Source organism: Saccharicrinis sp. 156 (assembly GCF_050589685.1).
Taxonomy (GTDB): domain Bacteria; phylum Bacteroidota; class Bacteroidia; order Bacteroidales; family Marinilabiliaceae; genus Saccharicrinis.
In genome coordinates this window covers 240,039-259,514 of record NZ_JBNGOS010000003.1, presented here as the reverse complement: position 1 = coordinate 259,514, position 19,476 = coordinate 240,039, and the positions used below count along the sequence as shown (strand labels likewise).

Annotated in this window: 13 protein-coding genes; 6 read left to right on the top strand and 7 right to left on the bottom strand. The window is 37.3% G+C overall.

Annotation, left to right across the window (positions count from 1 at the left end; genetic code table 11):
• Positions 1-185: 185 nt before the first annotated feature.
• Together ACRD64_RS02800 and ACRD64_RS02795 are read right to left on the bottom strand one after the other, a co-directional pair.
• Positions 186-647, bottom strand: coding sequence for an Lrp/AsnC ligand binding domain-containing protein (locus tag ACRD64_RS02800; RefSeq protein ID WP_430931638.1), 462 nt, complete (start codon positions 645-647; stop codon positions 186-188).
• A 295-nt stretch (positions 648-942) separates the two neighbouring features.
• Positions 943-2,235 carry a mechanosensitive ion channel family protein gene (locus tag ACRD64_RS02795; RefSeq protein WP_430931637.1) on the bottom strand — a complete coding sequence of 431 codons (1,293 nt, stop codon included), beginning with the start codon at positions 2,233-2,235 and terminating at the stop codon, positions 943-945.
• A gap of 72 nt (positions 2,236-2,307) precedes the next feature.
• Between ACRD64_RS02795 and ACRD64_RS02790 the strand changes: the two genes are divergently transcribed.
• Entirely contained in the window at positions 2,308-3,582 is a 1,275-nt protein-coding gene (locus ACRD64_RS02790) for a M64 family metallopeptidase (RefSeq protein ID WP_430931636.1), read from the top strand.
• A 31-nt stretch (positions 3,583-3,613) separates the two neighbouring features.
• Entirely contained in the window at positions 3,614-4,615 is a 1,002-nt protein-coding gene (gene mgrA / locus ACRD64_RS02785) for an L-glyceraldehyde 3-phosphate reductase (RefSeq protein WP_430931635.1), read from the top strand.
• 91 nt (positions 4,616-4,706) lie between these two features.
• Here the strand turns inward: mgrA and ACRD64_RS02780 are convergent, their stop codons facing one another.
• Positions 4,707-7,271 carry a M1 family metallopeptidase gene (locus tag ACRD64_RS02780; RefSeq protein WP_430931634.1) on the bottom strand — a complete coding sequence of 855 codons (2,565 nt, stop codon included), beginning with the start codon at positions 7,269-7,271 and terminating at the stop codon, positions 4,707-4,709.
• Between the two features lie 745 nt (positions 7,272-8,016).
• Between ACRD64_RS02780 and ACRD64_RS02775 the strand changes: the two genes are divergently transcribed.
• Positions 8,017-9,009, top strand: coding sequence for a hypothetical protein (locus tag ACRD64_RS02775; protein WP_430931633.1), 993 nt, complete (start codon positions 8,017-8,019; stop codon positions 9,007-9,009).
• A 1,206-nt stretch (positions 9,010-10,215) separates the two neighbouring features.
• Positions 10,216-10,359 (top strand): hypothetical protein, encoded by a 144-nt coding sequence (locus tag ACRD64_RS02770; protein ID WP_430931632.1) that lies wholly within the window; start codon positions 10,216-10,218, stop codon positions 10,357-10,359.
• Between the two features lie 8 nt (positions 10,360-10,367).
• On the opposite strand, the gene ACRD64_RS02765 is transcribed toward ACRD64_RS02770, so the two are convergent.
• From ACRD64_RS02765 to ACRD64_RS02755, 3 genes are all read right to left on the bottom strand, one after another.
• Positions 10,368-11,120, bottom strand: a complete 753-nt coding sequence (locus ACRD64_RS02765) for a DNA-binding domain-containing protein (RefSeq protein WP_430931631.1) — start codon at positions 11,118-11,120, stop codon at positions 10,368-10,370.
• Positions 11,110-11,949 (bottom strand): HvfB family MNIO-type RiPP peptide maturase, encoded by an 840-nt coding sequence (locus tag ACRD64_RS02760; protein WP_430931630.1) that lies wholly within the window; start codon positions 11,947-11,949, stop codon positions 11,110-11,112. The genes ACRD64_RS02765 and ACRD64_RS02760 overlap by 11 nt, the downstream gene beginning before the upstream one ends.
• A 527-nt stretch (positions 11,950-12,476) precedes the next feature.
• Complete coding sequence (locus ACRD64_RS02755) at positions 12,477-12,887, bottom strand: hypothetical protein (protein ID WP_430931629.1); 411 nt, start codon at positions 12,885-12,887, stop codon at positions 12,477-12,479.
• 130 nt (positions 12,888-13,017) lie between these two features.
• On the opposite strand from ACRD64_RS02755, the gene ACRD64_RS02750 reads away from it, so the two are divergent.
• Both ACRD64_RS02750 and ACRD64_RS02745 read left to right on the top strand, forming a co-directional pair.
• Positions 13,018-14,334, top strand: a complete 1,317-nt coding sequence (locus ACRD64_RS02750; protein WP_430931628.1) for a Na+/H+ antiporter NhaC family protein — start codon at positions 13,018-13,020, stop codon at positions 14,332-14,334.
• 118 nt (positions 14,335-14,452) lie between these two features.
• A complete protein-coding gene (locus tag ACRD64_RS02745) occupies positions 14,453-15,358 on the top strand; it encodes a DMT family transporter (RefSeq protein ID WP_430931627.1) in 906 nt (301 codons plus the stop codon).
• Between the two features lie 533 nt (positions 15,359-15,891).
• Here ACRD64_RS02745 and ACRD64_RS02740 read toward each other — a convergent pair.
• Positions 15,892-19,323, bottom strand: coding sequence for an ATP-binding protein (locus ACRD64_RS02740; protein WP_430931626.1), 3,432 nt, complete (start codon positions 19,321-19,323; stop codon positions 15,892-15,894).
• Positions 19,324-19,476 lie beyond the last annotated feature (153 nt).

The window sequence follows — 19,476 nt, the reverse complement described above, 5'->3', positions numbered from 1 at the left end:
CGTTCTGGTGAGTTGAAGTGATGCAACGAAGTGTCTTGTTTTAAAGTAATTTCAAGGTGTAATAGAATTTCTAATGCCTATTGCGGGTTAAACGGATGTGAATGTCCATGAATACGTAGAATTAAGAATAAAAAAAAACTCCGATATCTGGGAACAATCGGAGTCAGTCATATCTTCAAGTAATTTTAATCAACCGGTAATTGCCTTTTAAATGTTTCTTCTAACGATATAATAGTCTCCGTAGATGAAATACCTGTTATGGATTGTAGTTTATCATGTAACATGCGTTTTAAATCTTCGTTGTTTTTGGCATAAATTTTAATGAAGATAGCATACGATCCGGTTGTATAGTGACATTCCGTGATTTGTGGAATTTCGTGTAACATCTCAACCACTTTATCGAACAGACTTGCCTTTTTTAGAAAAATACCCATAAATGCACAGGTGTGATATCCTATTTTTGCCGGGTTGATAATAAATTCAGAACCCTTGATTACTTCCAAATTCATCAAGCGTTGTATTCGTTGGTGAATGGCTGCACCTGATACTTTACATTCCCTTGCCACTTCCAAAAAAGGAATACGTGCATTTTTTATGATAAGAGATAATATTTTTTTATCTAAACTATCAATTTGTCGGCTATCCATGATTTACTTGTTGGTTATAATTTGTAGTTTTTTAATTGGTTTTTATAATAAATCGGCACTAAATTATAAAACCAACTCCTAATATTCAACAAAAATTGTCATATTTATTAATTTAATATTAATTAATTTCGGATATTGCTTATAAATTATAAGCACTTGCAGATGTGCTTCGATACTCCGAGGCAGGTATGCTTCAAAATCAAAGCGTTATCATGTTTGGTTTTGGTTTGCGCAAGTTAGGGGCAGGCATACAACGCAAGTGGATTATTTTTTGAAAAAATATAGGAAATAACAGCTATTCCTCAAATATTTGCTGATTTTGAACCTGTTCAGTGGGAAACTGGAAGACCCTTAGGTCAAATTCGGGGATAACCGCCAAAATGTGGTCAAAAATATCTGCTTGAATAGATTCATAGTTGGCCCATGCCTGATCATTACTGAAAACATATATCTCTATAGGTAAACCTTTCTCATTGGGTTGCAGGTGGCGAACCAGAAAGGTCATCTTATTGTGTATTTTGGGATGGTGAGTAAGGTAGCTTTCCAAGTATTTTCTGAAAATGCCCAGATTGGTCAGGTTTCTTCCGTTAATAGCGGATGATTCATCAATATCAAACTGCTGATTATATTCTTCCAACTCGGTAAGCTTATCTTCAATGTAACCTTGCAAGAATTTTACCTTCTTAAATTTATCAATCATCTTGGGAGTGCAGAATTTTACCGATTTCATATCGATATTAATGGAACGCTTAATGCGTCTACCTCCCGATTCCTCCATTCCTTTCCAATTAATAAAACTCTCGCTAACCAAGGCGTAAGTTGGAACGGTGGAAATGGTTTTGTCCCAGTTCTGAATTTTTACCGTGTTTAGGGTTATTTCTAATACCGTCCCGTCTGTATTGCGAGACGGCATTACAATCCAGTCGCCCGGCTTAACCATATTGTTGGCCGATAATTGAATACTTGCCACAAAACCAAGAATAGTATCTTTAAAAACCAAAATTAAAACAGCCGCAATAGTTCCAAGTCCAATAAATACCTCAGTGAGCTTTACCCCGAAAATGATAGAAACTATAATTAAAATACCTACCAGAGTTATAACTAGTTGAATGCCCTGAACATACCCTTTAATAGGTCTGTCTTTGCTATAAGGTTGAACGTTGTAAATATCTTGTGTGGCTTTTAAAAACGAATCTACCATCAACAATATAACCACTATAAAATAAGATGAAACGATATTGTTAAGTAGGCTGTAGGCTTGCGGATAGGGCTTGAAAATTAAATCGGTAAACGCGTAAATTACCAATGCGGGAACTATTAATGCAGTTCTGCTAATCAAGTTACGTTTTACATAGAAATCGTCGTATTTCGATTTGGTTTTCGACATAAAGCGTTCTACCGTGTGCACCAAATATTTTTTTGCAAAAAAGTGAGCTGCTTTTGCAAGAAGGATGGCAAGGATAGACAAAAGAGCAACAGTTAAATAACTGATTACTTCATCGCTAAGGCCGGTACGTTGCATCAGGTTATCAAAAGATGATTTTAAACTTTCGACGTCAACCTGTGCTTTAATGATGATATCTGACATTGAGCAGTATTTTTAAATTCAATTATTTGTACATTGTTCAACATACAAAAGTAAAAGTAAAATTGTTCCAACATGAAACAGATTGTATTAATTCTTCTTTTTTTTCTTAACCTGGGTTATTTATCATATGGTCAGTTTCAGGAATATTTTGAGAATGGAAGTTTACGAATTGATTTTATATTAAGTGGGAATGCGAAAGAAACCCATGCTTCGATTTTTGAGTTAAAGAAAGAACCGTATTTTGGAGGTACATTGCTTAAAACGATTGATCAGTTTGAATATGGCGAGTTTAGAATTGTTGTGAAGGATGCAGAAAGTAAGGAAGATATTTATACGCGTGGCTTTTGTTCCTTGCTTGAAGAATGGCAAACAACAGAGGAGGCTGAGTTGGTGGACAAGAGCTTTTTTCAAACACTGACTGTACCATATCCGAGGGATAATATTTTAGTATCCATTGAAAAAAGAACGAGAAACGGGGCGTTTTATGAGTTATTTCACGCAGAGATAAAGCCTAATGATGATGGCGTATCTAAATCTCATCTTAAAAACATCGGCACACATAAATTAATAGATAATGGTTCAAAGGATGAATGTATAGATATTGCATTTATCGGGGACGGCTATACTAAGGACGAGATTGAAAAGTTTCACGACGACATCCTCAGATTGAGCAATTACTTATTTACACAAGCTCCCTTTGATAAATTCCAAAAGAAATTTAATATTTGGGCCGTGGATGCTATTTCGGAAGAATCAGGAGTAACGGATCCGAGAAAAGATATATGGAAGGATACGGCTTTGCGATCAAGTTTTAATACGTTAAATTCAGATCGATATCTGGCAAGTACAAATACCTTTTTAATCAGGGATTATGCCGCTTTGGTACCATACGATCAGATATATGTTATTGCCAATACCGATAAATATGGGGGAGGTGGAATCTATAATCATTTTTCGCTGACTTCCGTGGATAACCACCGCTCCTTAACGGTTTTTATACATGAGTTTGGACATGCCTTTGCCGGCTTAGGTGATGAGTATTACACTTCGGAAGTGAGTTACAGCGATTATTTTAACCAAGCCATTGAACCATGGCAACCTAATTTAACAACACTAAAAGAATTTGAGGGCAAATGGAAGGATATGATTGATTCTTCAACACCTGTTCCAACGCCTGCCAAAGAAAAATACTTTCGTAAAGTTGGCGTTTTTGAAGGAGGTGGATATGTGGCAAAGGGTGTTTATCGTCCTGCATATGATTGCAGAATGAAATCGAACGAAGCCCGCGCGTTTTGTCCTGTATGTCAGCGTGCCATTGAAAAAATGATTCTATTTTTAACGGATTAAAGTTTACATATTACTGATTAAATAATAAAAAATGCAACATCAGGTAAAAAACAAGAGATACGACGAAATGCTTTACCAGCGATGCGGTAGAAGCGGAATTAAACTGCCGGCAATATCCTTAGGATTATGGCATAACTTTGGCTCGGTAGACGTTTTTGAAAATGGAAAGGCCATTATTTTCGAAGCTTTTGACAAAGGGATTACGCACTTTGATCTGGCCAATAACTACGGTCCTGAACCCGGAAGTGCCGAAGAAAACTTTGGAAAGGTACTGAACAATCACCTGAAAGCTTATCGCGATGAGTTATTGATTTCTACCAAAGCCGGATATTATATGTGGCCTGGCCCATATGGAGAATGGGGTTCACGTAAAAATTTAATTTCCAGCCTGGACCAAAGCTTAAGGCGAATGAAACTGGAGTACGTGGATATTTTCTACTCACATCGTTTTGATCCTGATACACCCTTGGAAGAAACCATGATGGCGCTGGATCATGCTGTAAGACAAGGGAAGGCATTGTATGCGGGTATTTCTAATTATCCGGCGGATAAAACCCGTGAGGCAGAATCCATTTTGCGCGAATTAGGTACGCCTTGTTTGATTCATCAGGCACGGTATAGCATGTTTCAGCGATGGGTTGAAGAGGAGTTGCTGGATGTGGTTGATAAACGAGGTATCGGATTGATTGCCTTTTCGCCTTTGGCACAAGGTTTATTAACCAATAAATACCTGCAGGGCATACCTGAAGGATCACGCATGACACGAAACCTCTTTTTAAAAGAAGAGCATCTGACACCGGAAAAGCTGGAGGTGATAAAGAATCTGAACGAATTGGCCGTTAACCGTGGTCAGTCACTTGCGCAAATGGCGATAGCCTGGTTATTGAAAGATCCAAGGGTAACATCTGTTCTGATAGGAGCGAGTTCCGTCCGTCAACTAAAGGATAGTGTGGAGAGCCTGAAAAATCTGGAATTCAACAGAGACGAATTGGCAAAAATTGAAGATGTTTTAAAAATGTCAGCGCAGATATAAAATACCAATTAGGGACAAAGAGCACTGGGAAACACCAGGTTATTTCTAAGTATACCTTAGTGAACCTGGTGCCTTAGCGGTGTTTGTGATATCAATCCAAATACTTATCTTTTACCATTCTGCTCCGCTTAATCATATCTGCCGACTGCAATATTTTGCGTTTTAAATCTTCGGGATAATTTGGATTGTCCTTAAAAAAGTAATCAATGATTTTTTCCGCTTCAAGGGAACCATAACCCCCCAGCGTATTGTTTAACCATCCAATAGGGAAAAATATATCTCCGGTTTCTTTGATGGTTTCTGTTAAATCAAGTAAAACTTCTAAGTATTTTATCGAATGTTCGTTTCGGTAGGGATGGTGCAAAAAGGAAAGTGCAGTCAGAACCCAATTTTCTTGTTTTCGGTTGGCTTCTGATTGCAGTCCGGTAACAAATTTATCCAAATCGGTATTGTCCGATGAAAACACAGGACTAACAAAAAGCATTTTGTTTTTTAATTCTTCATCTTTGAGTTTGCCCGTATAAGAAATAACAAACTGTTGGTCTAACGTTTTATCTTTCAGTGCGAGGTTTAATACAGCAGCGCTTACATCCCGTTCGGAAAGTGAGGCTCCATATACCTTTTCCCGTTTAATCACCTGTTTGAGTTTCTTTAGACCGGATGGGGTAGCGACTATTTGTGACCATGCATTAAAAAGTAACTTTTTTGTTCCGGTGGATCCTACAATACTGATTTGGTTGAATAGGGTTTGTTCTATGCTATTACCAAGTTCTGTTCTTAATTTTTCGGTGGTAAAACGCCAAAATACATCCACAAGTTGGTTACAGGCTAAAGTCAATATTTGTTCGTTATTTTCGTTGGATACCATAGTCTGTAACATATTTAAGTATCGGGAAGGAGCTATTTCTCCATGCATAAAGTTTTCGAAAAGCTGAACCAACATTGCACCTCTTGCCAACTCATCAGCCAATACATGAATGTTGTTAATGGCATATTCCAACGAGATATCATCCATTAAAAATAAACCATACCCGCCTTCGTTGATGGTGGGAAGTATAAATTCAGGTTGAATGTTTACATCTTCGATAGCGGTTTTAGCCGATAATAATTCAACCTCCTCATTTATTTTTTCCGAAGCATTGATTCTGCAATATTGGATTCTTTGTGGCCATACTTTATTGGTATCTCCATATTCAGGTTGTTGGTTAATAACCAACTGCTTATTTTCAAAGTTGAAATTAATAATGGGGCGACCTGCCGCATAGGTCCATGTATTGCTCCAAAGTTGCAAATCATATTCCGACAAATCATTTAAAATCTCCATTAAATCGTACCAGGTAGCATTCGCATAGCTATAATCCTTCAAATATTTACCCAATCCTTTGCGAAGCTGTTCTTTGCCAGTCAGGTTCTCCAGCTGGTTCATCATAATGGGCGCTTTATGATAGATGATGTTTCCATACATGGAGCCTGCATCGTTCAGATTAACAAGTTTTTGTTGGATGGGGTTGGCGGCAATGGTTCTGTCTACCGAATAAGAGGCGGGAAAGTGGCTGGTTAAAAAGGTGAGCTTGTGATTTAATGCGGGGAACTGTTCTTCCACAATTTTATCGGCCATGAAATTGGCAAACACTTCCTTTTGCCATACCCCGCTAAACCATTTCATGGTCACTAAATCGCCAAACCACATGTGGGCTGTTTCGTGTGCGATAAGCTGAGCTCTTCGTAGTAATTGTTGTTGGGTAGGGCTTTCGCTCAGAAACAACAGTTCCGAGCGATAATATACAGCCCCCGGGTGTTCCATACCTCCAAACTGAAAGGAAGGAATACATACCAAATCATACTTGGAAAATGGGAAATCTACTTCGGTATAATCTTCCAACCAGTTTATTGAATGAAATACCTGGTCGAAAATAGCAGGCGTATTTCTTATTATCTTGTTAGAGTCTGTTTCCATATGGTATATGGAAATCTCCCTTCCGCTTCTTTTTTGTGTTGTTTTTTTTAACTCCCCTACAGCAAAAGCCCACAGATAGGTGCTTATTGGTTTGGAGGAGGCAAAACTAACCAACTTTCTGTTCTTGGATATATCTTCGTAATACTCAGGTTTACCATTGGTTATAGCTGTTAGGTTTTTGGGCATGCTGATGGAATAAGAAACTTTGGCTTTTAAATCCGGTTGGTCGAAGCATGGAATAGCGGTCCGGGCTCTGGCAGGTACAAAAAGAGAATAGAAATAGTTATCATTGCGATTGAGCGCACCGTTACCCAGAATAAAAGTGATTTCTAATTTGTTTTTACCTTTTTGCAAAAAACGTGGCGGGATTACTAAATGCTCGTTTTCCAGCTTGAAAAACGCTTTTTCGTCGTTCACCAATACGGCTTGTATTTTATCGGTAGTGCTTACAAAATCCAGCACCAGTGGAGTTTTAGAATTCTTTTTGTTTAAGGAGATAAGCGCAGTGCCTTCAATATCATTTTGCATCGAATCTGGAATTGTAAGTTCCAGCTTATATTCGATGTTGGAAATATCGTTAAATCTTTCTTCCGCCAATGCAAGAGAAACACCCGATTCTAATGGTTTGGGTTCGGGATTTCGACAACTAAAAAAAACAATTCCACTAATGATTGTTGCTAAAGCGAACAAATACTTCATATTTATAAACTTGATGATTGAATATCAAATATAGTGAATAATATAGTACTTAAAGACAATAAGATTGTTCCAACTTTTTTATTTTTACCCCACCAATTAATATTGTAAATAAGATTCCACGAAAAATAGATGAGAAGAATAAAAATTCTTACCAGGATTACTTCATAACTCTTTTTGTTTCTAACTATCCTCATCTTTTTTTCAATAAAACTACCTGAGTCAGTTAATCAAGGAGTTATCGTGGTTATTGGTGGTAGTGACGTCCCAACAGCAGTTTTATCAAAATTGAATGGGTATACTCACTATTAGTATTTATCGCTTTTTTTGATTTGGTTGACCATTTCAATTAAAAATAAAGTTTCCTCAATTACTAAGATTAAGTATTTCTTACTATTATGTTGTGTAAATTCGATCCGTATAATGAAATAGGGATGGACTATGTTCTTAATTATTAAGCTAATATTCTTACAGTAATCTTGAAAGGGGTTATTGTCTACTTTACACACAAATCCTGACTGTTGCCGTATTTCAATGCCTTTACTTTTCATTTATTCTGCGAAAGCAAAACAAATCACTAGATAGCCGAAAATATTACTTATTCGTAATATTTGAAACGGGTGGGGACGTTTTATATCTTAAAAATAAATACTAACCCTGACTTATGGGAGCTTTGTCAAAAAAATATTGACTTTGCCTTCGAAAACTTGGAAATTTATACGATGTTATAATCAAAAAAAACACTGTTATGAAAAAAGAAATATACCTTTCGTGGATACTAGTGATGTCGCTTTTCGTAATCACATCTTGTACCCAACAACAAGAAATGAATGAGATAATTTCTGACTCCGCAGATTTAAAAAGTGGACACCTCGATGAATGGGAATATATGTCAACAAACAATTGGTATTATACGACCCAAGATCTTGAAATAGAAACATGTGAGGAGGCTGATTTCTTTCCATTTTTAGGAGCTGCGATGGTATCAATTTTCAACGATATAGATTTCCTCTATATAAAAGTAACTGCAGAAGAAAGCTGGCAAATACATTATCTTTCTTTAAACATGTTTAGTGAAGGAGAAACGCCTAATGCAAATTATGGATCATTCCCTTACCAAAAACACTTTTCTTCGGATCCAAGACCAGAGATTGTGATTTATAAAATTCCCAAAATCATTGAATGGTCAGAATGCATTAAAATAAATATCAAAATCAAAATGTATAATCCTACAACTAGCAGATATTGGTGGGTAACCTCGGACAATACTTATAGTTATAATTATTATTTAGATTACTGTCTTAAAGAATGTAACCCATGTCCTCCAGAAAAAGTGGGAGACATTATAGCTGCCCAGCACTACGACGTGGGAGATCTTGTGATTTGGGAAGCAGATGACAAGCTTTATATTAATTATCAACTTGGTGGTGAATACACACTTGATGAAGCACATGTTTATGTAGGTTGCATTGAAGAAATGCCTGCCACTAAAAAGGGCAGTCCTAAAAACGGGAACTTCCCATATCATATTGAAGACTTTGATAATGGAATATTAATGATTCCACTGGCGGATCTCGAAAATATTTGTAAAGATGAAAACGGATGTTGGCCGATTGCTGCCCATGCCGTGGTATCTAAAACGATGGGTAATGAAAAATGGGAAGAAACAGCATGGAGTACAGGAACCGAATTTGATGGCAAAAATTGGGGATGGTATAGCACTTATTGTCCATGTGAGTAAAAGAAATTATCATTTAGAAAGAAGCTCCCTTCAAAAAAAGGGAGTTTTTTTATTATTTTATGATCAATTGAAGATTAATAAATATATGCAGTTCAATAAAAGTAACTTTCCTTTCATACTTGCCGTTGTCTTTTCTGTAAGTTTTTTTTGTGTTCTAACGATGACTCAGCAGATTTAGATGATGAACAAAACGGTCAAGTCAAAGATTCTACTAATATCCTGAATGACACAATTCTTATGGAGGACAGAGTCTTTCTGCATTTAAACGATTTGCACCCCAATATTGATGCAATTCCTTAAATATCGGCCGTTTTTAATAGGCGTAGGGATACCGGTGATAATGTTTATGTTCTTTTGGCAGGAGATATTTTTAGTGGTAATCCATTGGTAGAGACGTATGATAAGCTCGATATCCAATCATTGATTTTATGGATAAAGTTGGTTTTGATCTTTCTGTAATAGGAAACCATGAGTTCGACTAAGGAGAGGAAGAACTAAACTAGCGTATTTAGCAAGCTGAGTTTCCTTTTAAATTTGTCAATATTGACGCTACCGCAGGGGACTTAGGTCAAACAATAACCACTGTGGTATGAAACTCTGATATCGGAAAAAGAATTTGAACCGGTGATGTTGGGAATGAAACTGGTGAAAAAGTAGGAGAAAAGTATATTTCATCAATTCATTCCGACAAGGAGGAAGGATGTTATTTCCCTTATTATAAAACGGGATTAAGAAGTATACCCATCTAAAAAAGAATGATAATATATTTGTGATTTTATCACATTTAGAACTTGGTTCCATGAAAGCTTAGCCGTGAATAATAATGAGTTAGACGTAGTTGTTGGAAGTCGCACGCATTCAGCTGTTTCGCAACCCCAACTATTCAACAATGCTTTGATTTGTCAGGCCGGATCATATACTCTTACCTAAAAATACAATGCGGACTTTTCTTTTCAACATTATGGGGTATAACAAGTTCATTTTCACAAGGCGATATATTTGTAAAGGATGTTTATCAGAACGATCCGTTTAGAAACGAATTAATGATATTTAATTTATCCTATTATGAACTATTTACTTTTATCAAAAACAGTAATCCCAGCGATTTAAAAGTGTCGGGTATACTTATCACCCATCAAACGGTTACATAACACTTACGATTTTGATGGAAATTTGTTAGACCAGAGCAAATCGTATAAAGTGGCCATGAACTCCTACATCTCCGTATCCTACAATTTTGATCATGGCGATGTAGGAGCGTCAACCGGAGAAGCATCAGCCGATGTTCTGATTGAGTATGTCGAACACAAACAGGAAATGGATTACAAAGGTGTTCAAAGAATTTGTTGAATGAAATATTAAACCAAACCACCCAGTAACGCCCCTTTTTTGTGTAAATCGGATAGAAAAGATTGAAGATGTACTTTGAGTGGTTCAAAATCTGTTAAGCCAAAAACGGAAGATATTAAAGGTAATAGGGATTCCATAGATTGAGGCTGCTCATATAGCTTTTCAATCACAAAAACGTGCAGCGGTGAGATGTTAAGGAATTGCACACTATCGGTTTCCCGGTTTCGAAACACAAAAATAAACCATTCGCCCTTTTTAGAGGCAGCTTCATCCGCATTCAAAGCATGAACAGGATATTCTAGTTTAAGCAGACTATATTCTGGCGTCAATACTATTTTATCAAAAAGCAGGTTTACATCTTTTTGGTAAGCCAAAGTAACTTTTTCCATCGCAGTATGTACCTCTATCTCCACCCACTCAATTAACAGTAAATCGTTTAAAGCAGGCTTATTAAATTTATGGGCATAATTAGCCTGTACCACAAAGTCCATAAATTCTTCGGGAAGTTCCCATATTTTGGGTGTTTGGCAATCGTGCTTTTCAAAAAATTCATCGACTAGCTTAAGCCACTCATCCTCATTTAACCATTCCAAAGTAATAGGATAAGCCCTTTCCAAAGTGTTTTTTACATTGCCCAAAACCAGTCGCCTATAATGACTTGCCCGCTCCTTGTTCACACCGTTTATTTTAACATACCTACCGGTACGGCAATATTCCGACAGTTTATGTTGTATTTCAATTGTTTCCGAATTAAGATGCATGACATACCTCCCAACTTTTATGCGTGATTGATTTTAATTTGCCAAATTCTTCAACAATGCCATCAAAATCTTCAAAATTAAAATCTCTTTCCAACAATACAGGAACAGGTTTCATTTTGTTGATGGTATACCCAAACAATTCGTACACCGGGTCAATAATCGGTTGTCCGTGTGTATCGATAATCAAATCGTCACTTACTTTTTCGTGTCCAGCCATGTGAATATAGGATACCTTGTTCAAAGGCATTTTATCAATAAATTCCTTGGCATTGTACCCATGATTAAAACTATTTACATAAATATTATTCACATCCAGCAAGAGCCCACAACCCGCCTCCTCCACAATTGACCTGACAAAAGTAGCTTCATCCATCTGGGCTCCGGGCGAAATGTAATACGATACGTTTTCGATGGCTATTGTTCGCTCCAGAATGTCTTGTACCTCTTTAATCCTATCAACAATGTGCTTTATGGCGTCGTCCCTGAAAGGAACAGGTAATAAATCGTACAAATGTGCATTTCTACTTTTTGTATAGGATAGATGTTCCGAGTATATTTTAACTTTGTAACCCTTAAAGAACGTTTTCAACTCCTTTAAAAAGTCATAATCCAGTGGTTCCGCACTTCCAATGGATAAAGATAACCCATGGCAGGTGATGGGATACTTTTCCGCAGCTTTATCCAACACTTTTTTCCAGTAACCCCCCATACCCATCCAGTTTTCCGGAGCGAACTCAATAAAATCAGGATTAAATGTATCGTTATGCAGAAACTCTTCAGCGATATCACGCCGAAATCCAACACCTACCTTCGCTATAGTTTTTTCCATTATATTAAAACTTTCATGATTTATGGGAAATACCGATCGACAGGACATCATCTTTTCCAAAGATTTAAACTTTAGAAAGGATAGCGCCTTTCACAAAAAAAAGCTGTTGCCTGAACAATCGGGATGCGATTGCCTCAACTTAAGAATCAAAAAAAACATATTGGTCGCATCTGCATCCATATACCCAAACAACAGCAACTCCGCACTACTACCCAATTAATCCGCCATGTACATTAGAAATCCTGTTACGCAATTAAGCAGCTTCAAAGCAAAGCGATTCACTAACTTGCTTCAACTCACCAGAACGGAGTTGTGCCTCCTTTCAGCAACGCCTTGTTTTATGGTAGTTTAGTCTCATTACGTACCACCGATGCATAATCCGGGTTAATGCAAAAACAATTTATGCTTCCTTCCGCATCCTATCATTCACAATAAAGCGTTTTGCTTTGGGCAGTATTCGATTTATTCATTGCATGTTAACGTCCGTTAAAGCGTTTTTTTGTTCAGAATATTGAAAAATACCGTAACTATTCATCTCCGCCACAGGTGTTCTCGCCACACTTGCTCTCTCCGGTTTTCTCTTTACTTTCTTTTTTGGTTTCTTTCGGCTTTTCGCCACATTTAGCCTCTGAGGTTTTTTCGCTTTTCTCGGTTTTAGATTTCTTTTTGGCTTCTTTTTTATTTTCCTCCCCACATTTTCCTTCGCCACACTTTCCCTCACCACATTTGGCTTCACCAACCAAATAATCTCCGGAACCCGCATTTTGTAAGTCAACCGGTGAGCCATATTGTCCTAAAAGCTCTGCTCTTAGCTCAGAACCATTCCCCATATGCTCGTAGTTAAACAAGTTACCCGAGTTGGCCATAACCGGCATTGTGCCTGCAATCATTCCACTTATTACAACACCTTTAAGGATACTCCTTTTTTCTGATTTCATAATCACGTTATTTTAAGATTAATAGATTCGATATTCTTTTATGTATATATTGTCGACTTATTGGTTATAGCCTTACATTTCATATGTATTTTTTTCTCAGGTTTTTCCAACTCATTCTAATTAACTTTCTTTGCAAAAAAAAATAATGGATATCAAAACACTAAAACATCCTATATTATCCCTATTCCCAATTGTTGTATTTTTAATTCTCTACCTGGTTTCATCTGTTATTTCCGGTGATTTTTATAAGATGCCGGTTCCCGTGTCATTTTTAGCAGCCTCGGTGGTTGCTTTGGCCATGAACACAAAAAGGAAGTTCAAGGACAGAACCGAGACCTATTTGAAAGGCATGGGCAACGCTGGAATTATGATGATGTGCCTGATATTTATTTTGGCCGGGGTGTTTGCTAATTTGGCTAAAACAATGGGTGCGGTGGATGCAACGGTTAACATTGGTTTAAGCCTTCTTCCTGCCAACATTTTAATAGCCGGTATATTTGTAATTGGTTGTTTTATTTCTTTATCGGTAGGAACTTCCCTAGGAACCGTGGTAGCTCTTACTCCCGTTGCCCTGGGTATTGCAGAACAAACCGGTATTCAACCCGGTTTGGCGCTGGGAGCAGTTATTGGAGGGGCCATGTTTGGTGACAACTTATCATTTATATCTGACACTACCATTGCAGCCGCCAGAACGCAAGGTTGCAAAATGAAAGATAAGTTTAGGGTGAATTTTATAATTGTTTTTCCCGCTGCTGTTGTTACATTTGTCATTTACCTTCTGATAAACAAACAGCAAAGTACTCCGCCTATTAACCTTGATATAGCGCACCAATGGTTAAAAATAACACCTTACCTGTTTGTGCTTGTAGCTGCTTTAGCTGGCATGAATGTGTTTCTGGTGTTAGTGGTTGGCTCAGTTTTGGCTATGATAATTGGTTTGTCTATAGGTAGTTTTGATACCTGGGGTATGGTTAATTCAATTGGTAACGGAATTGATGGTATGTCGGAGATTATTATTATTTCCATACTGGTGGGTGGAATGGTGGAAATAATCAGGTATAATGGTGGTATCGACTACATTATCAGGCTGATCGGTAAGAACACCAGATCGAAACGGGGTGCTGAATTTAGCCTTGCCCTGTTGACTTCAATAGTCAATGTTTTTACTGCCAACAACACGATTACTATTTTAATGGTGGGACCACTTGCCAAAGATATTTCTGCGGAATATGGAATAAAGCCGCGCAGATCGGCCAGTATTTTAGATACCTTTTCGTGCTTTATGCAAGGCGTACTGCCATACGGTGCTCAAATATTAGCAGTTATCGGACTGGCAGGGGCCAGTGTTTCCCCTTTTGAGATCATGCAATTTCTGTTTTATCCTTATTTGATGGGGCTTATCTCCATATTAGCCATTCTATTGGGCTTTCCGAAATTGAAGGATTAACAAAGTTCGCAAGTTGGTAAAGTGGTTATATCGTTAGAACCTTTTTATTCGGATCTGTTTATATCAACTTTACCATTTTTCTCACATATATAATATTCTTGGCACCATATTATTCTTTATGAAAAAACTTATAGCTCACACTTACTTTCTGGCCATAATAGCATGTTTACTTTGGTCAACAGCCTTTGCGGGCATAAAAATCGGATTGCAATACACTACACCATTACAGTTTGCGGGTATCAGATTCTTTTTGGCGGGGATATTAATCATTCCGCTTACCAAAAACAGTAAAGTGTTTTTGTCTGCTATTCAAACTAACTTTTGGCAAATCGTTAGGGTCTCGTTATTTCAGACTATTATACTTTACGGTTTGTTTTATTGGGGTGTTAGTTTGGTTCCCGGTGCTATTGCTGCCATCCTTATTGGTTCGCAACCACTATTTGCGGCCCTTGTATCGTCTGTTATGCAAAAGAACGATAAAATTTCATTTCAAAAACTGCTTGCCATATCATTTGGAATTGGGGGCATTGTTTTAATTGCATATCATAAAGGATGGGGCAGCAAGAATGGTTTGCAACAAATTTTGGGAATGGGCATACTTGTTTTAGCTAATATCTCATCAGGCATAGGAAATGTCTTTGTGGCTAAACAAAAAGGGAAAATATCATCAACCGTATTAAGTGCCTGGCAAATGAGCATTGGTGGTTTGGTGTTATTTTTATTTTCATTGTTATTTGAGCCCTTTTCAGGTTTCGATATGCCAACCGCCTACTTTTTGTCTCTGGGCTGGCTTAGTTTTTTATCTGCAGCCGCTTTCACCATCTGGTTTATGTTGCTTCAACGCCCCAATGTGCTGGTGTCGGATCTGAACATTTGGAAATTTATCATACCTATTTTTGGTGCTATATTAAGTTGGATTGTCATTCCTGGCGAAGAACCAGAATTCATCCCCATAATGGGGATGATCATTATAGGTGTTTCACTGGTTCTGTATAGTTTCGTGAATAGAAGGGCGGGAAAGTAACTCAGCCTAGTTGCAGAAATTGTTTTAACCCGCTATATGCATTAGAAATTCTATTACACATTGAAATTACTTTAAAACAAGACACTTCGTTGCATCACTTCAACTCACCAGAACGATGCTATGCCTCGTTTCAATAATGCCTTGTTTTATTGTACTTGCCATGCTCATGACGAACCTCCAATACATAATCCGGGTTTAACCTTAGGGTAAAGTGATAAGAAATGTGCACCTGTCCTAAATGTAATAAATCATTCAGAACGCCTAAGCAGTATCATTGGTGTCATATAATATAAGTAGAAGATCATCTTTGGCGTAAACCCGAAAACATTAAACAGATTGTTTTATCCTTGTTGGAAGATTGTATACGAGTGCATCAATGTCAATTCTGCCCGCCATATGTATTAGAAATCTATCACTGATGTTTTTCCGATTGCCCTTAGCAAATACATCTCAAAAAACAGAGTTCATAACAAAGTATGCTTAAGTGAACCTTGTGAGGTGGATGACCCAATTAAGAATTGGATTAAAAAATTTTACGAACTAGTTACCGGGTTGGCATTTATATAAAAACTAAAGGTGGTACCTTTATCGAGCTCTGATCGTACTATAATATCCCCTCCAAATAAAACGATAATATTTTTCACAATACTCAAACCCAGTCCCATACCTTTATGAACTTCTTTGTTTCTTTCGGCTTTTTGGAATGGTTGAAATATAAGCCCTAAATCTTTTCCCTCGATTCCTACTCCTGTATCTTCTACCTGAAACAAAATAGGTTTCATATTATTCTGGCCGATTCCTCTGACGCTAAAACCTATGGACTCGAGCTCGTTGGAGTCAACCTTTTTAACCACCAATTTTACATGTCCGATTTTGGTAAACTTAAAAGCATTCCTGATTAAATTGCTTAAAACTTGCTTTAAGCGTTGTTTGTCGGAATAAACATTTTCATCATCGCCAACCAACTCACAGTTCTCGTGGAACGTAACATCAGACGATCTATCCTCAAAACTCAATTCTTTCATGGTCTCTGCAATTAAGACGGGCACATTGACTATCTGATTGGTCAATTTAACGTTTCCTGTCTCTATTCGCGAAATATCAATAATATCGTCAATTAAGGTCAGCAGGGTTTCGCTACTTTGGCCAATGTGATGGATCAATTCTTTTTTCTGACCATCAGGAAAATCATCCAATTTAATTAAGCTGGAGAATCCGATGATAGCGTTCATCGGTGTTCTAATCTCATGGGAAAGGTTAGCCAGAAAAGCGGTCTTGAGCCTGTCGGACTCTTCTGCCTCCGATTTGGCTTTTTCCAGGTCTTTGGTTCTTATTTTTACTAAATCTTCGAGATAATTACGATGGACGTTAAGCTCTTCATTTTGCTTGAGTATCTCTTCTTTGGTATTTTTCAGCTCTTTATTGGCTTTGGATATTTCCTTGGTTTTTTCATTCACCATGTGTACCAAAACTTTCTTTTGGTTGACATACCATTTTATTCGAACCCTGAATATAAAATATATGATCAATGCAACGGCAAGGGCGATCAAGATTTTAAATCCAAGGGTTTGATAGAACGCTGGAATTACGACTATCTTTAATTGGGCATCTTTTGGGCTTTTAACACCATCATTGTTGATTCCTTTGACATGGAGCGTATAGCTTCCCGGTTTAAGGTTATTGAACATGATTGGATACGAAGAATAACTTTCTATCCAATTTTCATCATAACCTTCCAGCATCCATGAAATTCGATTATCCCGACTATGAGAGTAATTCAAAACAGATGGGTAAAATTTGATCTCCCTGGAATCTGAATGATTATATTTGACTACCGTATCGTTGATGTATAATACCTCGTCATAAATATCTGACATAAATATGGATGAGATATTTTTCTTGCTCCAGGCACTAATAACCGGGGGAGCTTTATAGTTGTTTTGATAGGTGTTGTTACGGTCAAATTCCACAAAACCATCCTGCCCCCCGAACAATATGGCTCCATCCTGGCCCATATAACAAGTACGCTGATTAAATTCATGAGAAAGATTTCCGGCCTCCAGATCGTAAGTTTTCCAGGTAAAATCATCGATATTTATTTTACTGACACCAAAATTGGAGCTTACCCACATAGACCCTGCCTTATCGTAAACAATACTATACACATAACTCTCCAGCTCTCCAAAGGCTAATTCGTCCGACACCTTATTTGTAACCGGATCGTAAAGCAATAATCCGGCTCCATAAGTGGCTATCCAAAATCGCCCTTTTTCATCTATCTCCAAATCAACAATCAGCCTGGGCTTCAGTTGGGTGTTTTTGTTGTATTCGGGAACTACTTTTTCCACCATCTTGGTCTCCAGATTAAATTTATACAGGGTCCCTGCCCGTTCCGCAAACCACAAATATTTCTTATCGATAGAGTAATGCAGAGAAACAAACTTGACAAAACCGTTATTTTCCTGTCTAAAGTCATGGTTGAAAAACTGATAAGCATGTGTTCTGGTATTAAATAAAACCAGACCATTTTGTCCTAATAACCAGATGTTTTCGCTTTCATCTTGAAGTGCGGCATTCAGATGGTTAATCCTATTCTCCATGACACCACATTGTTTAAAACGGATTAAATCGTGTTTTTCCGTTTGTAGATTATAATTGTACAATCCAATGTTACTTACTAACCATACATTCTCGGGGTCAGTTTGAAGGAATTGGTACGGATAGAAAGCATAAGGGTGATCAAAAGACGCAAAACCAACATCGTTTTTGGTCTTTTTATAGATTTTGCCGCTTTGGGAACTTATCCAATAAGTTCCCTGTGAGTCCTTAAAAAGCAATGCGACTTCGCTTGTTTTCCCTTTAGACAGCCTATTTACGTTAAATTTCTTATAGCTATTCTGGTGATAATCAAACTTTGATATTCCTTTCCGGGTAGCCACGAACAACACATCCTGATCGTTTATGTAGAGAAGATCTTTTATCTGGTTAGATATCAATCTATTGTCTCCGTCTTTCTGATCTGCCCGGTAGTTCTTTACTATCTTTCGTTCAACATCATAGTAAAGGAGTCCATCCTTAATGGAAGAAATCCAATAATTACCTTTCCTATCCTTTTCGATATCCAATAAAACAATTCCTTTATCTACTAAAAACTGTCGTTCTATTTTTCTGGTTGTTAAATTATACTTATATAAACCGTTGGCCATGGTGAACACCAGAAATCCATCTGGTTCTTCCAGTAATCCCCTAATCCTTGAATAATCAGCTCCGCTTTCGGCCAGTAAATTTCCTTCATGATCAAATTTAAAATCCAGGATATCCTGATATCTTCCATCAGACTTATCCACGCAGACCAGTCCTTTGGCACTGAGCACCCATAAAGACTCCGATCCTTTAATAATATCATAAATATATGTACGATCCGAAACATATCCGGTAGGAGTAAATTTACCCGTTGAAGGATTAAAAAAGTACAATCCGTTTAAGTAAGTTCCCACCAAAAAAACATCTTTGCTTATTTGATGAATACAACTGATTCGGATGGGTATTCCCTTATTATCCGAACCAATGGGAAAATGCACGTAGTCATTTTTGATTATATCAACCCGGTTAATGCCACCCCATAACGTTCCAACCCAAAAGATATAATCATTGATATCTTCCGTGATAAAGGTAATTGCATTGTCGCTTATTGCGGAACTGTCTCGCTTACCTTTTCTGAAAAGATCAAAGTGAACTCCGTCATAACGCATTAAGCCGTCCACAGAGCCGACCCAAATAAAACCTTTACTATCTTTGAACAGGGAAGTGATATTCAGGTGCAACAAGCCCTCTTTTTTAGTTATATTTTCAAATTCTCCATACTCCGATTGGGCAAGCAAAGGAGAACCCAATATAAGCAGCAAACCTATAAAAAGGGCAATTGTAAAAGTCTCTTTGCCAATCAGAATTTTTCTAACTCTCATCTATAAATTCCATACTTTATACAACGCGTCTCATCCCTGTTCAAGAAACGTAGGCTTGTGGATGTCCTTAAACAAATATAATCACAACAATTCTTTAACTACTTTTATCGCTAACATGTTACGTTAGATTGTAAAAATGCTATTTTTTTTCAA